17 protein-coding genes are annotated in these 14,949 nt (G+C 43.7%); 14 read left to right on the forward strand and 3 right to left on the reverse strand.

Translation table 11 applies throughout. The annotated features are described in order from the left end of the window. Positions 1 to 64 precede the first annotated feature (64 nt). The gene (locus V1L52_RS02130) at positions 65 to 862 is read right to left on the reverse strand and encodes an outer membrane lipoprotein-sorting protein (RefSeq protein WP_428770654.1); all 798 of its coding nucleotides are present in this window, start codon (positions 860 to 862) and stop codon (positions 65 to 67) included. Between the two features lie 173 nt (positions 863 to 1,035). Here V1L52_RS02130 and V1L52_RS02135 point away from each other — a divergent pair, with 173 nt between their 5' ends. Both V1L52_RS02135 and V1L52_RS02140 read left to right on the forward strand, forming a co-directional pair. Beyond that, positions 1,036 to 1,611 (forward strand): TetR/AcrR family transcriptional regulator, encoded by a 576-nt coding sequence (locus V1L52_RS02135; protein ID WP_428770655.1) that lies wholly within the window; start codon positions 1,036 to 1,038, stop codon positions 1,609 to 1,611. A 35-nt stretch (positions 1,612 to 1,646) separates the two neighbouring features. Then, positions 1,647 to 2,318, forward strand: a complete 672-nt coding sequence (locus V1L52_RS02140) for a YoaK family protein (protein WP_428770656.1) — start codon at positions 1,647 to 1,649, stop codon at positions 2,316 to 2,318. On the opposite strand, the gene V1L52_RS02145 is transcribed toward V1L52_RS02140, so the two are convergent. Beyond that, positions 2,304 to 3,353, reverse strand: coding sequence for a LacI family DNA-binding transcriptional regulator (locus tag V1L52_RS02145; protein ID WP_428770657.1), 1,050 nt, complete (start codon positions 3,351 to 3,353; stop codon positions 2,304 to 2,306). The genes V1L52_RS02140 and V1L52_RS02145 overlap by 15 nt on opposite strands. Positions 3,354 to 3,631: 278 nt before the next feature. Here V1L52_RS02145 and V1L52_RS02150 point away from each other — a divergent pair, with 278 nt between their 5' ends. The 4 genes from V1L52_RS02150 (at position 3,632) to V1L52_RS02165 (ending at position 7,496) form a co-directional block, all read left to right on the forward strand. Continuing rightward, positions 3,632 to 4,645, forward strand: a complete 1,014-nt coding sequence (locus tag V1L52_RS02150) for a C4-dicarboxylate TRAP transporter substrate-binding protein (RefSeq protein WP_428770658.1) — start codon at positions 3,632 to 3,634, stop codon at positions 4,643 to 4,645. A gap of 123 nt (positions 4,646 to 4,768) precedes the next feature. Continuing rightward, positions 4,769 to 5,251 (forward strand): TRAP transporter small permease, encoded by a 483-nt coding sequence (locus V1L52_RS02155; RefSeq protein ID WP_428770659.1) that lies wholly within the window; start codon positions 4,769 to 4,771, stop codon positions 5,249 to 5,251. Then, positions 5,252 to 6,547: a TRAP transporter large permease gene (locus tag V1L52_RS02160; protein WP_428770660.1), complete on the forward strand. Its 1,296-nt coding sequence runs from the start codon at positions 5,252 to 5,254 to the stop codon at positions 6,545 to 6,547. A gap of 16 nt (positions 6,548 to 6,563) precedes the next feature. After that, positions 6,564 to 7,496: a glycerophosphodiester phosphodiesterase gene (locus V1L52_RS02165; protein ID WP_428770661.1), complete on the forward strand. Its 933-nt coding sequence runs from the start codon at positions 6,564 to 6,566 to the stop codon at positions 7,494 to 7,496. A 90-nt stretch (positions 7,497 to 7,586) separates the two neighbouring features. Here V1L52_RS02165 and V1L52_RS02170 read toward each other — a convergent pair whose 3' ends face one another. Then, positions 7,587 to 8,819: a GDSL-type esterase/lipase family protein gene (locus tag V1L52_RS02170; RefSeq protein WP_428770662.1), complete on the reverse strand. Its 1,233-nt coding sequence runs from the start codon at positions 8,817 to 8,819 to the stop codon at positions 7,587 to 7,589. Positions 8,820 to 8,944: 125 nt separating this feature from the next. Here V1L52_RS02170 and V1L52_RS02175 point away from each other — a divergent pair, with 125 nt between their 5' ends. From V1L52_RS02175 to V1L52_RS02210, 8 genes are all read left to right on the forward strand, one after another. Beyond that, the gene (locus V1L52_RS02175; protein ID WP_428770663.1) at positions 8,945 to 9,553 is read left to right on the forward strand and encodes a LemA family protein; all 609 of its coding nucleotides are present in this window, start codon (positions 8,945 to 8,947) and stop codon (positions 9,551 to 9,553) included. Positions 9,554 to 9,564: 11 nt separating this feature from the next. Then, entirely contained in the window at positions 9,565 to 10,341 is a 777-nt protein-coding gene (locus tag V1L52_RS02180) for a TPM domain-containing protein (protein WP_428770664.1), read from the forward strand. Continuing rightward, positions 10,338 to 11,210: a TPM domain-containing protein gene (locus V1L52_RS02185; RefSeq protein WP_428770665.1), complete on the forward strand. Its 873-nt coding sequence runs from the start codon at positions 10,338 to 10,340 to the stop codon at positions 11,208 to 11,210. Before V1L52_RS02180 ends, V1L52_RS02185 begins: the two co-directional genes overlap by 4 nt. Before the next feature lie 38 nt (positions 11,211 to 11,248). Beyond that, positions 11,249 to 12,322, forward strand: a complete 1,074-nt coding sequence (locus V1L52_RS02190; RefSeq protein ID WP_428770666.1) for an alpha/beta fold hydrolase — start codon at positions 11,249 to 11,251, stop codon at positions 12,320 to 12,322. Between the two features lie 48 nt (positions 12,323 to 12,370). Beyond that, a complete protein-coding gene (locus V1L52_RS02195) occupies positions 12,371 to 13,246 on the forward strand; it encodes a YitT family protein (RefSeq protein ID WP_428770667.1) in 876 nt (291 codons plus the stop codon). A gap of 98 nt (positions 13,247 to 13,344) precedes the next feature. Then, the gene (locus tag V1L52_RS02200) at positions 13,345 to 13,629 is read left to right on the forward strand and encodes a hypothetical protein (RefSeq protein WP_428770668.1); all 285 of its coding nucleotides are present in this window, start codon (positions 13,345 to 13,347) and stop codon (positions 13,627 to 13,629) included. Positions 13,630 to 13,798: 169 nt separating this feature from the next. Next, on the forward strand, positions 13,799 to 14,134 hold the full coding sequence (locus tag V1L52_RS02205; protein ID WP_428770669.1) for a DUF7674 family protein: 336 nt from the start codon (positions 13,799 to 13,801) through the stop codon (positions 14,132 to 14,134). Positions 14,135 to 14,136: 2 nt separating this feature from the next. Further along, complete coding sequence (locus V1L52_RS02210) at positions 14,137 to 14,631, forward strand: hypothetical protein (protein ID WP_428770670.1); 495 nt, start codon at positions 14,137 to 14,139, stop codon at positions 14,629 to 14,631. Positions 14,632 to 14,949 lie beyond the last annotated feature (318 nt).

The raw sequence follows: 14,949 nt of genomic DNA on the forward strand, positions 1-14,949 counted from the left end.
GGTATGCCTCTATACGAGGGCATGACTCGTTATATGCGGCCCAAGGTTTCTTTATAGGGCAGTCTTATTTTATTTTTCCCGATTCCAAAGAAGATACGCGGAAAAACGAGTCGGGAATGTCTTTATTGAATTCGATTTTTTTAGTCAGCAAAACGGTTGTATGTTTTTTTTGCACATTGACCATTTCCATTTTTTTTGCAATCCAAAAACCGTTTACCTTTTCTATGCTGTCCGCAGTCAAAACTTTTAACAAAGCTCCCTGTTTGTCATAGAATTCGGCCTTTGTCTGCAAAAGGGATTCCCGGTCGATCCATGAAACGAATTTGGAATATGCGGATTTTTGTTTGGGCGTCGATTCGATTTTCCAGCAGGTTTTTCCGCCCTGAGTTTCCGTTCCCAAGAGTTTGTGCTCGTAGTCGTCGGTTTTATGACCGCTCATATCGTCGTAGGTAAAGTCGGTTCCCATAAAATAATCGCCGCCTGAAGAACCGCTTATGCGCCGCGATTTTTTTAATGCCGGCATATAGAGCCAGCGGTCGTCATTTTTACTTGCTTCGTCATACGAAAACGAAAGGTATCCGACTCCCGTAACGTCTGCGGGCTTTAAAAAGACCATAACGCTTTTTGTTTCGCCTGCATATTCTTTTTTATATGCCGAAACTTCACGAACCCGCTTATTGCCTGAAGCGTTGATTAAAACCATTTCCATTTGAAAAGAACTTGTATCGGCTTTTTCGCGGTTTTCGGCTTTAAGCATAATATCGCGTCCCGTTAAATCCTGCGCAGCCGCATCCGCATCCGCCGTAGCTGCAATCAAGACGGCGCAAAGAGAGAGTAGTATACATAAGGCTTTTTTTGTCATAGACTTCCTCCTAAAAAATTAGTTTTATATAACATTTTTATAATATACCTATCTATGAAATATTTCAAGTGTTTTTTTAGCGGCAAGGTTTATTACGTGCAGGCGGCCGGCGTATTGCAATTCTCTTTTGCAAAGGTTATGATACAGTCCGTACGATGAATTAAGGAGGAGTTGTGGGACGCGCATATACCGATGAGCAGCGTAAAGAAATACGTAAAAAAATAAAAGAGCTGGCAGCCGATATGTTCAGCACGCACGGTTTTAAAGCGTTCAGAATTCAGCATCTGACCGAAAAAGTCGGTATTTCTTTGGGCGGGTTTTATAATTTTTATAAAGACAAAGAAAGTTTGTACAACGAAATTTTGCGGGATGAGAAAAACAAAATTCGCAGTACGATAGCCGAAACAATCGAAAAAGAAAATATAACTCCCCAAGATTTTTTTAAAGACTGGGCGGACGGTTTTTTGCGCAAAACGACAACGAATAAATTGTACGCAGGCGATAACGCCGGATTGCTTGAAGTTTTGGTATGGAACGAAGATGAAGCTGCAGCCGGGGACAATGCCGATTTTATCAAGCGCATACGGGAAATTTGGAAAAAGAAAAACATGAACATCTCCTTAACCGATGAGCGGATAGGGGCTGCAATTGCCGCCATAGCCGTTTTGTGCGCAAACAGGCAAAAAATAGGAAAAGGTTTTGATTTTTGGTTTCCCCTGTTTGAAGCTTTGTTTATAGAGCATATATAAGGGGTTCCCTATATAGGGAATACAAGAGTTGGGGCATGCAAAATAAAAAACAAACCGTATACAATGTACATGAAAGCCTCTGTGTGTCGCTGGTCCTCGCTTTGATGGGAGGCTTTTTGGATTCATATACCTTTATTTTAAAGGACGGTGTTTTTGCAAATGCACAAACGGGGAATTTAATCCTTCTTTCAATCTCTCTTTTTAACGGCGCATACAGCCTTGTTCCGCAGTATTTGCTTCCGATACTGTTTTTTTCGTTGGGGATTCTTCTGTCCGAATTTACAAAAAACACCGCTTTTACCGGTGCGGAAAAGAAAATAAAAATTGTATTGCTTTTTAAAGCGGCCGTATTGATTGTTATAGGCCTTACCTCTGCACGAACCGAAGCTCTGTTTACAACCTGTACCGTTTCTTTTTTGGCCGCCGTTCAAGTAGGTACATTTAATAAGCTCGAGGGTTCCGCCGTCGCCACAACTATGATTACCGGCAACTTAAAATCGGCTATGCAATGCCTGCATTCTTTTTTATTTCTAAAAGATAAAAAAGCGGGGAAGGTGTTTGCGCAATACATTGCCGTTATCGTTTTTTTCGGCATAGGGGCCGGAACGGGCGCTTTTTTAACCCGAACCTTTGCCGACAATTCCATTTATTTTTGTCTGATTTTTATTGCTGCCGCCTATGGGCTTTTGTCGTTAAAGACATTCTGAACTGCGCGCTTGTGCCGTAGAGCGGCGCACAATCAAACCGCTTTTATATTCTATTCTTACAACATCCAGGATGCCCGAGCGGTTTTCGGGGCGTGCGGCGAGAATCTCTATCGCTTTTTTTCCGCGCTCGATAATATGGTGTTCTACACTGGTCAGCTCTATGCCGCAAAATTTTGAGGGAAAAATATTATCAAACCCGCACAGGCTGTAATCCTCGGGTACCCTAAAGCCCTTGTCTCGGATCGCATTCATACAGCCGTAGGCAACCATGTCGTTGATAGCGACAACCGCCGTTACATGCGCTGTCTTTTTAATACAGTCAAGCATAAGATTATAACCGGTTTCGTATTCGACATTTACATTATGCAGTTCGTATTCCGGCTCTATATCGCGGCTGTAGACAACCGGATATTCGGGAATCCCCGCTTCCCGGTATGCCGCGCGGAGGCCTTCCAAGCGTTGTGTACGCGCACTGTGTTCGTCATTTAAAGTAGTGGAAATATATGCGCAGGTTTTATGACCGAGGCTTATTAAATGTTCGGCCAGAAGTTTGCCCGCGTTAAAATTATTTATATCGACCGCATCGAGCTGTAAGTCTTTGTGGTAATCGCCTATTGCGACGACCGGTATAATCTTATTCAGTTCAACGGCGGTTTCATGTATTTGGGGAATCATCGCGAACACGGCCCCGCAAATGGCGGGATTTTTAGCCAAACCGAGTACTTTTTTTTCTTTTTCCGCATCCCAATAGGTGTTGTATACAATGGTCGAAAGTCCGTGTTTTGCGGCTTCCATATCCATACCCTGCAGAATTGTCGAATAGTATGGATTGAAAACGGAAGGACATATAACGAGTACGATACTTCCTTGCGCCCCCTTTCCGTAATTACATTGTTTTGCGGCACTGCGTATTTCACGGATTGTTTTATCGGAAAAGCGCTCGAGCATTTTTCCCGACAAAACCATAGAAATACTTGCAGGCGAAAATCCGGTCATTGCCGCAATATCTTTTAAAGTCGCTCCGTTTTTACGCACCCCTTCCTCCTTTAGAAAAATTCAACATAATTTTAACACGAATTTAATAAAAAAGCAAATGTTTATACCTTGTTTTACATAAAAAAATAAATATTGACGATTTAACATATTCAGGTTACAATAGCTGCAAGAATTAATTCCGGTTTTCTGCTGAATATTTGTTGAACATTTCAATTAAAAAATTCAACAGGAAACTCATGTGCATGCGCCGGCACCGAATACGGCGTAAGAGGAATTCCGCGGGTGCGGAATCACCGAATCTATCAGGAGGAAAGTATATGAAAAAATCGGTAGTATCGATTGTATGTGCGGCGCTTATGGCGGCCGTTCTTTTTGCAGGCGGACAAAAGGACGCAAAATCAGGCGGAGATTACAAATTGGTTTTAAAAATGAGCCACGTTTTTGCCCCCAATGAGCAGCTTACAAAGTCTTTGTCCATGGTTGTCGATAATATTTACAAGCGCACAAACGGCGCAATCGAAATTCAGCAGTATCCGCAGGGACAGCTTGCAACCTATAAAGACGGTGTTGAACAGGTTGTACAGGGAGCGAAATTTATCTCGGTTGAAGACCCTTCTTATTTGGGAGACTATGTTGCCGACTTTAACGCCCTTGTCGGCCCGATGTTGTACAACAACTTTGAGCAATATGAATACATGATTCAAACCGATTTGGTTAAAGGCATGATTAAAGAAGTTGAAGAAAAACACGGTATTAAAGTTCTTGCTCTGGATTATATCTTCGGCTTCCGCAGCCTTATGACGAACAAGGTGATTACCGAGCCTAAGGATTTAAAGGGTATGAAGATCCGCGTTCCCGGAAGTCAATTATTTATCGATACGTTAACCGCTATGGGTGCGAACGCAACCCCGCTTCCCTTTTCCGAAACGATTTCCGCAGTACAGCAGGGCGTTGTTGACGGTCTTGAAGGAACGATGGATGCATACGGAACAAACGGAAGCGCCGAAGTTGCAAAAAAGATGGCCCTTACCAATCACTTTTTGGGAACCTGCGGTGTATATATCAACAGGGATTTATTTAACTCAATTCCGAAAGAATACCGCGATATAGTTCAGGAAGAATTTACAAAGGGTGCAAAACAAATGATTGCCGAAATTTCCAAAAACTATGCGATTTCCAAGTCCAATTTGGAAGCAAAGGGCATTACCTTCAATGAAGTAAACCATGAAGCTTTTGCCAAAAGCGTTGAGCCGGTATATAAGAGCATGAAAAATGTAAGCCCCGGCATTTTGGAAAAACTCCGCGGCGAATTGAAAAAAATGCCTAAATAAACATATCGGTTCGGTTCCGAAATAAGGACAAATCGATTTATCTAAAGCGGACGGGGCTTGCCGAAAAGACAATTTGCGGCAGGCCCTTACGCTTTTAGCCTTTCGTCGTTTACAGGAAGTATTATGAAAATCAGCATAAAAAGAATTTTTGATAATTTTGAAGAATTGTGTGCATCGGTATTTTTGTTTGTAACCGTTTCCCTTGTTTTGGTAAATGTTTTTTTACGGTATTTTCTTAAAACCGGCATTTATTGGTCGGAAGAAGTCGCAACCGGCTGTTTTGTGTGGAGCGTTTTTTTAGGTGCCGCTGCGGGTTTTAAAAGAAAGATGCACGTGGGTGTCGATTTTTTAGTGGATAGGACTCCCGTTAAAATAAGGGGCCTTATAAAAACGATTGTAGCTTTTATACTGCTTTTTATCAATCTTTACATTACCTATATCGCGGTCATATATTTGCGCGTTTCACATACAAAGCCGACTCCCGTGTTGGGTATTTCATCGGCTTATATAAGCACCTCCATATTGGCGGGCTTTTCGCTTATGACCCTGTATTCGGTGCGTTTTATTGTTACCGATATTATACAGATGCGGAAAAAGGAGGCTTAAATGACCGCATTTTTACCCGTCATTATCGTTTTTATTTTATATTTTTCCGGCATTCCGATTGCCTTTGCCCTGTTCGGCTCCACACTGGTATATTTCGGATTTATCGATAACAGTTCTCCCGTTTCTCTGCTTTTGCAAAAATTCGTTACGAGTACCCAGTCTTTTCCGCTTTTGGCCATTCCGTTTTTTGTTATGGCCGGTTCGATTATGAATTACAGCGGAATAAGCCGGAAACTCTTGCTTTTTGCCGATGTTTTAACCGGACATACAAGGGGCGGTTTGGCACAGTCGAATGTATTGTTGAGTATGCTTATGGGCGGTGTTTCCGGTTCCGCAAACGCCGACGCCGCAATGGAAAGCAAGATGCTTGTTCCCGAAATGGAAAAACGCGGATACGGTAAGGCTTTTTCCACCGCCATTACCGCAGCGTCTTCGGCCGTTACGCCCGTTATTCCGCCGGGCATAAATCTTATTGTCTATGCATTGATTGCAAGCTGTTCGGTCGGCCGGATGTTCGCCGCCGGTTATTTACCCGGTTTTGTTATGACTGCGGCTTTAATGATTACCGTTCACATAATTTCAAAAAAACGCGGTTTTTTACCTGTCAGGGATAGGCGTCCGACGGTCAAAGAAGTTGCCGTGCAGTTTATGGATTCTCTGTGGGCACTGCTTTTCCCCTTCGGCATTATTTTGGGGCTGCGTATCGGTTTGTTTACCCCCTCCGAAGCCGGAGCCGTTGCGGTTTTATACTGTATCATTATCGGAAAATTCGTTTATAAGGAATTAAAAAAAGAACATATTATTCCCGTCTTTAAAGAAACCGTATACGGTTCAAGTTCGGTTGTGCTGATTATCGTCGCCGCATCGGTATTCGGCTATTATTTAAACTGGGAACGCATTCCGCAAACGATGACTACCTGGCTTTTAGGCATTACGCAAAACAAATATGTTATGCTTATGATTTTTAATGTGCTGCTTTTGATTGCGGGTATGTTTTTGGAAGGAGGTGCCGTATTGATTATTTTGACGCCCCTGCTTGCACCCGTTGCCGTCGGTTTGGGTGTGGATGTTATTCACTTCGGTCTTATCTGTATTGTAAATATTATGATAGGCGGCTTGACTCCTCCGTTCGGCTCTATGATGTTTACCTGCTGCAGTATAACGGGCTGCAAATTGGAAGAATTTACAAAGGAAGCGCTTCCCTTTATGCTGGCACTTATAATCACATTGCTTGCGATTACCTATATTCCGCAGATAACATTGGTGCTTCCGAATCTTTTGTACGGGGCAAATTAAAAATAAGAAGGTGTGTATGCTTGTAATAGGACACAGGGGTTGTTCGTACCCCGGATATAATCAAAATACGATACGTGCGTATAAAAAAGTCGTTGCCGACGGTGCGAGGGCTTTTGAAATAGACGTTCAGCTTACAAAGGACGCTCAGCTTGTTGTCGTCCATAATTTGAACTTATCCAAAGTATCGACCGGTACGGGGCTGGTGCGCGAAAAAACGCTGGAAGAAGTCCGTTCCCTGTATGCCGGAAATCCGGAACGGGGTAAAGACCTCATCCCCCTGTTTTCCGAAGTGCTTGACCTGTGCGCTTCTTATCCGGAAGCCGAACGTCCCGTTTTGCACTTGGAGTTAAAAGGAGACGGAAGCGGTTTTCCTGCAGGAAAACTTGTCGCGGACTATATCGGGCGCAGCCTTTTGCGGCAAGAGGATTTTCTCGTAAGCTCTTTTAACTTTGAAGAACTGAAACATATACGCAGCGTTTTACCCGATATTCAAATCGCCTTATTGGACGGTTCCATCCGCCGCAAAGAATTGGTAAAACGGATTCCCGACGATAAAGCTTTGTTTTCCCGTATTTTCAATTACGGCGAAGAAGATTATATGCTTCCGTATTCGACCGATTTTGCCGAGTGTAAAAAGCTCTACGAAACCGAAATTACGGATTCTCACGTCAGGAAGGTGATAGAAGATGAGGTTTCCAAAGCGCTTTCGGGCGGATATTATACGGACGAGCTTTTGGATACCGCCTGCGCGATGAAGGCTTTTTCGGTCAATGTATGGTTCAGTACCTTGAATGCCGCCTTTGTTGAAAAAGCTCATGCGCGCTCTCTTAAAGTGTTTGCCTATACGGTAAACAAAAAAGAAGACTTGCTGCGTTTGAAAGATTTAAAAGTCGACGGCTATTTTACCGATTTTTATACCGAATCCAAGGCCGTAACCGATTCGCTGTAATATGTATTAAAAAAGGCGGCCGTTCTGCCGTCTTTTTCTCAAAAGGCAAAACTCAAACTAAAATGAGCGGCGCTATTCTAGCCGCTCATTTTAAACCTTCCTGAAACCGTATTCCCTCAGTACTCCGCTTATCAAGTCCGCAGCTTCTTTGTGGCAGAGGGGGCCGGGGTGCTTTTGGGCGCCTGCGGTTTTATCGTCCATCGGAGAAAGCTCTATAAAGCGGACTTTGCCGTCGCGGTTTTCCGCGGCGAACTCTTTTACGGCGCTGCGGAATAAGTCCATACAATCGGTTAAAAACATTCCGTAACACCAGATAATCGGGGCGTGCGGATTTGAGCGCCTTATTTCCCCTATAAAGCTTTTTGCCGCTTTTTTTAAGCGCTTGTAATCGGCCTCGCCCTGCAATTTATAGTTTTTTCTCGAAGCCGGATCTTGCCACGGTGCGGCGCGGAATGCATATTCGTCGTTTGAACCCAGATTCACGATAACGGCATCGGTTTTTCGCCGCGAAAAATCCCACGTTTGACCTGCGCCCGCATCGCGGTTTGCACTTCCTTTGGCAAGGGAGCAGACAAAGGGGTAGAGGGGAGGAATGACACAGGCGGGGTCGTTATTCCAGCCGCATAAAAGTCCCCAGCCGCTTTGCGCCAAAACGGAAATATCCGCATTAAAGCGCTGCGAAAGAATCAGGGCGAAGTGATTGCGCGTTCCCTGCCATGCAGGATTCCATTCTTTTCCCTCTATCGGCTCTTCAAGCCCCTCGCCGCAGGTAATGCTGTCGCCTATACATTCAAATAAAAGCGGCCGCTTGGGTACGGGAGCAAACACGTCTTCAAAAACGTCTGCAAATACAGTTTCAGACTCACCGCTTTTGCCGATGTAAAAGCCGTGTATTGCAAGCCTGTGCGCGCTGTCGCCTGCCATAGCCTGACATTCTTTTAGAATGCGGATGTACACGATTTTTTCTTGTTCTGCGGATTCCGCCGCGGATTGTTCCGCCTTTTCACGGTTTGCCGCCGTATTTGATGCCGCACTGTCCCAAAGCAGAATGCGCGTTCGCCCCTTTTCCGGGGCAAGGCGGCGCACTCTTTTTCCGTTTATCCAAATACTCAAATAGGGGCGGTAGTGCTTCCACGAACATTCGATATCGGCATAAATTTTTCCGCATTTTTCCGTGCGGACGGCGATTTCAATACCGCTTGCCGTCCAAAAAAGTACCAAGGGATTTAAGCGGATGCTCCCGTTTTCGTTATATCCCGTGCGCCCCCATATGTTAAAAAAAGAGGGCCTTTGCGCAAAGTCTTCAAGAGCAGTGAATTTCATTATTTGACAATAGCATAAAAAAAGGATAGGATAAATACGAGGGACGAAATATATACTGAATTTGCTTTTCGATGCCGTTTTCAGTATTTTAAAAGCTGAACTTTAAGACAGTACGTGGAGGTACTATGAAAAAATCCGCCGTAACCGCACTGGTGATTGTAGGTATTATCGTGCTTTTTGCAGCCGGTGCATGCAGTTTTTATACGGGAACTTATAATTCCTTTGTCGCAATGGAAGAGCAAATCAAGGGGCAGTGGGCTCAAGTTGAAAATCAATATCAGCGCCGTTTGGATTTAATTCCCAACCTTGTGGCTACCGTTAAGGGCTATGCCGCTCACGAATCGCAGGTACTCACCGATGTAAGCGAAGCGCGCGCCAAAGCCGGCGGCGTTATGCAAATGCCTGCGGACTTGTTGAACGACCCGGAAGCTTTTAAGCGGTTTCAGGAAGCGCAAAATTCTTTGGGCGGCTCTTTGCGCCGTTTGTTATCGGTAACGGAAAATTATCCGCAGTTAAAGGCGAACGAGCAGTTTTTGTCTTTGCAAAATCAGCTTGAAGGAACCGAAAACCGTATCAGCGTCGAACGTAAGCGTTTTAACGATGCCGTGCAGCTGTATAACGGCACGATACGCATGTTCCCGAAAAATATTATTGCCGGTATGACAGGTTTTACGCAAAAGCCGTATTTTAGTGCCGACGAAAAAGCATCTTCGGCTCCCGCGGTTTCGTTTTAAAACGGTTTTTTATGAATGAACGTAATTACCGTCTGCGTGTTTTAAAACGTGCAGGCTTAAACGAACAGGACGCCGAAGCGGTCGGGGAAGCCGTTGCGCGCGCGGAAAAAACGACAAGCGGCGAAATAGTCGCAGCTCTTACGCCTTCAAGCCACAGCTATTCTTTTTGGGAATTGTTTTTTGCCCTTAGCTGCGCAGCCCTTGCCTTTGTCTTATTTATGGCCTTTTTACCCGGCCTTTCTTCTTTTGCCGCGCGCTTTTTTTGGGGAAGCCTTCCCGCATGGCTTATGCCCCTTTGTGCCGGCGCCCTTATATTTTTAATCACCGCTCTTTTGTTTCGCTTTGCCAATATCCCTGTAATAGACCGTTTGGTTGTGCCCGCCGCTTATAAAAATGCCGCGGTGTTCCGCCGCGCAATGCGCTTTTTTGCCGAAAGCGGCATATACGATACGCGCGAACATTCGGGTGTTTTAATTTTTATTTCTCTTTTGGAAAAAAAAGTATTCATTATCGCCGACCGCGGCATTTCATCAAAAATCGAACAAAGCGTATGGGATGCTCTTGCCGCACAGCTTTCGGCCGGTTTTTCAAAACGCACGCGGCCCGGGGCAACACCCGCCTCCGGCCATACGTTGTCCGCACCCGGCCAAAGTTTGTCGTCGGCCGCTTCGGCGATTGTGCAAACGGTGGAAGAATGCGGCGCTCTGTTGGCAAAGCATTTTCCGCCTTCCGCCGACAATCCCGACGAACTGCACAACGAGCTTGTTGTACTGGAGGGCGGCGAATGAGTATCCCCTTTATAAAAAAACTTGCAAAACGGTATTGCGCGTCAAAACGCCTTCGGTTTACGACAACCCTTTTTACTGCCGTTTGGTTTTTTTTCTTTTCGATTCCTCACCTTTTTGCTTTGAACGTTCCCGAACTGCGCGGTCCCGTAAACGATTATGCAAAAATGCTCGATGCGGGCGATATTCAAAACATTGAAAATTATTTGGAAAATCTGAATCGCTATACGGACATACAAATCGCCGTATTAACCGTTCCGAGCCTTAGAGGTGAAAGTATCGAAGATTTTTCGATACGGACGGTTGAAGCGTGGAAACTCGGTCAAGCGGGAAAGGATAACGGGGTTCTGCTTCTTGTTGCCGCTGCCGAAAAAAAAATCCGCATAGAAGTCGGTTACGGCCTTGAAGGGGTGTTGACCGATATGCAAGCCGGCTTGATTATCCGAAAAATCATAGCCCCTCATTTTAAAAACGGCGATTACGGAAAGGGTATTGCCGCCGCCGTTCGGCACATGGCGGAACTTGCCGCTCCCGAGGCTGCAAGACTTGCCGGTACCGATGAAGATTTTATCATTATAGAAGAAGGTGAAACGGAAGATGAAGAAGGAAGCTTTTTATCCTTTGTCGTTTTAGCCTTATTCTTTTTGTTTATGATGGCGGGAATGAACCGAAGATCGCGCGTTTCCGGCGGTTCGGGACTTTGGAGAACCGCTGCAGCCGCTTCCATTTTATCGTCGCTCAGCCGTTCTTCAAGCACTTCTTCCCGGCGCTCATCGGGCGGTTTCGGCGGCTTTTCAGGCGGCGGAGGTTTCGGAGGTTTTTCCGGCGGGGGCGGCGGCTTCGGCGGAGGCGGTGCTTCCGGCGGCTGGTAAATCGTTTATAAAAGAAATTGTTTTTTTAAGGCGGGATTATGATAAAACAAAGTGTACTTGGTACGGCAAAGGATTATTCGGGATTTAATCCCATAGACGACAGGGATTTTGAGCGGACAATGCAAAAAGAGGTTGAACCTTTTTTGAATGCGCTGCGTAAAACGCACCGCATTAGGGCAAAGGGCGGAAGAGAAATATACTGCGAAACCTTTGTGCCCGAAATTCTTCCCGCCGGAGCCGACGGAAAAAAGGAATGCCGCGGCCTTATCGTTATTTTTCACGGATTTTGCGAGTTTTGCTCAAAATTTGACGAGTTTGTCTACTATGTTTTAAAACAGGGCTATGCGCTGTGCCGCTTTGACCAATTCGGGCACGGCTTTTCCGGCAGGGAAACAAAAAACAGCTCAAAGGTGCATATCCGCTCATTTCAAACCTATGTGGACTGCGCCCATGCCGTTGTAGAACAAATCGCTTGTCCCCTTGCCGCCGATTTATCAAAAACAGCGCATAAAAAAGTTCCGCTTTTTTTATTTGCCCACTCTATGGGCGGTGCGGTTGCAGCCCTCTTTTTGCAGCAATACCCCGATGTTTTTAAAGCGGCCGTTCTTGCTTCTCCCATGCTGGAACTTAACATACCGGGGATGTCGAATACAACCGCCCGTCTTATGCTTACCTTTATCAGACTGTTCGCAGGCGGAGAAAGATTTTTCCGAAAAGACGGCGATTTTACGGGAAATTATGTATTTGCCGATTATAAAAAAACTATATGCAGCGAACGTCGTTTTTTTTATCATTTTAATAAGCGCAAAACCGAAGTCCGCTATCAAACATGGAACGGAACCTATGCATGGCTCGACGAATCGTTAAAAGCGATACGGCGCATTTTTAAAAAAGGAAATCTGCAAAAAATTACCGCTCCGATTCTCTTGTTTCAGGCGGAAAAAGACGATACCGTTCCTTTAGGCGGGCAAAACCGTTTTGTAGAGCTTGTTCCTTCGGCACGTATGATTGTATGCACAGGGGCGAACCACGAGCTGTATAACGGCACAAACGAAACGGTTGCACGTTGGTATCCGGAACTATTCGATTTTTTTGACGGCCTTGTCCGTTGAAAAAGGCTTTGTATAAAAACTGTATTAATAAGGAACATACGGAAAACTATGAGCGGAGAATCCGAAACACTGCATATCGGTGCTAAAGTTAAGCGTTTATTATTGATAGTACTTGCAGCCTGTATCTTTGCCGTAAATATTAAAACTCTGGTACGCGCAGGCGGTTTACTGCCCGGAGGCTTTACCGGCTTAACCCTTCTTCTCCAGGAATCGTTTTCGCGGTTTTTAGGCATCAAGCTTCCGTTCAGTTTAATCAATTTTACTTTGAATGCGGTTCCCGCACTTATCAGCTTCCGCTTTGTCGGCAGACGGTACACCCTCTATTCGGTTTTAATGATTGTATTGTCCGGTCTTTTAACCGACTTTTTACCCGCCTATCCCATAACCGATGACATTTTGCTTTCGGCCGTATTCGGCGGCTGCGTAAACGCTATTGCAATCAGCTTTTGCCTGTTTGCCGGCGCAAGCAGCGGAGGCAGCGATTTTATCGCTATTTTTATTTCCGAAAAATACGGGCGCGACGCATGGAACTACATTCTCGTCGGCAATATCGTTGTTCTTGCCGTTGCGGGACTTCTGTTCGGCTGGGAAAAAGCCCTGTATTCGATTTTGTTTCAATTTACGACAACCCAGCTTTTAAACTACTTTTACCGCCGCTACCAAAAAATAACGCTTTTTGTCGTAACGAATCACACCGATGCGGTTTTTGAAGTGATTAAGGTAAATACCCATCACGGCGCAACCGTGTTTCACGGCCACGGCTGTTACAACCATGCCGAACGCGATCTTGTGTATTCCGTTGTTTCCGGAGATGAAGTACGCCGCGTTATTCCGAAAATCAAGCAGGTTGACCCTGCCGCCTTTATCAACGTCGTGCGCTCCAAACAGGTTTCCGGCCGCTTTTACCTTCGCCCGAACGATTAAAAATCGGTTTTTAATTGGGCAGACAAAGGCGGCAAGATTTTTTATTCTGCACTTAAAAATTTGTTCAACGGGCGAAAAAACGATAGAGGACTGTCGGAATGAGCGGAAAGAATAAATTATTTATAATATCTACAATCCTTCTTATTTTATTTTTATCGATTTCATGTTCAAAACAGAAAATCAGAATAACGGAAAATGCCGGGAATTTTTTTATAAAAATCTTAGACGACGCATCGGAAAAAGCTTTTAGTTCAAAGAGTGATTACGAAATAACCGTTGCCGTATGTAGTAAATTACTTGGAAAAAATAATGATTTAAAAACAGATGAGCTTTTTTTGAATATGACGGAAGAAGATATAATTAATATATTTTGCGGAAATTAAAATAAAAATCTTAAATCCCCGTAGTTAATGAATACGGTACACATTGCGCCGCCGTCCGCCTTACCGAGCCGATAAAGCCCTTGCCGCTAAAAGAAAACGCCCGTATAATGTGTGATACGGCAGAAAATATGCACGTTTTTACGGACGCAACACAAAGCAGGCCAAGCGTATGAAAGATTTTTTAGATAAGCTATTCAACCTATTTCCTGATTTTTCATCTGATTGGGATATCGATGAATTTTCATATATATTCTTTGGAGATTTTGCCCGTTTTATTATAGAGAGAAGCGGTTCAATTAATATAAAAGATGTAGATTGTGTTATTAATCTATTTCTAAAAGCTCCCTTCTTGAGAGAAAATAAAGAAAATATAGTTATAGTTGGTTTTCTTGAAGTTTTGCATGATGATATTGATACATATAATGAATTAACAGAAAAGTCAAGTGATACGTTAAAAGAAATTTTTAATAAGTATTTAAATAATATTGGCGCAGTATCGGATTGAAAATGGACTTAATAAAAGATATAGATAAATTGCTTTTTCTGTTACTTTCGTTGTTTTTTATGCCGTTTCTCGTCAAAGCTGAAGAAAAGGTAATGATTTTTGCATATGAAGATTCTGTAGCAAATAAAACATATACTTTCAATTTAACTATAACGGAAGATGATTGTATTTTGACAACAATAGATACGAATGGTATAAAGTTGAATTATTCGTTGGAGAATGAGGATATTTTTTTTAAAATAAAATCTTTTTTCCGCAACATTTCGATCCCAAACAATGAGAATTACTGTACAATTATCAATTCGGATGTTACAGAGCAAATAATATTTAAATTGAAAGATGAAGATATAATTTTCCTTTTTTACGGCAAATATATTCCATTAAAGGAGAGTGAAACCGGTAGCAATGCTGTGGCTCTCGTTAAAGAACTGTTGTCAGCTATAAAACAAAATAATGCAGAAGCATTGATAGAACTTTCTGATTGGTTGTATGAATAATTTTAATAATATAAATACATTTTGCTGCGGGCAAACATCTTTTATTGTGTGCCGTTTCTCGTCTTATTACGAAACGGCGGAGATTCGGCAATCCTCGAAAATTGATATTTTCCGTGGTTGACGAATTTAAAGGAGCGCCCATATAATAAAGAATATGACAAAAGGTATGTAAGTTTTTACGGACGCAAGAGAGGGTGGTACAGAGGCAAATAATGAAAAAAGAAAATCTGAATGTCAATCTCCAGTTGTTGCTTTTTCCGGGTATAGGCATTTTGGGAATGTAATTGAATGTTTTTGTCGTAAGATGATTATAGCTTT

The organism is Treponema sp. HNW (genome assembly GCF_050320395.1).
Taxonomy (GTDB): Bacteria; Spirochaetota; Spirochaetia; order Treponematales; family Treponemataceae; genus Treponema_C.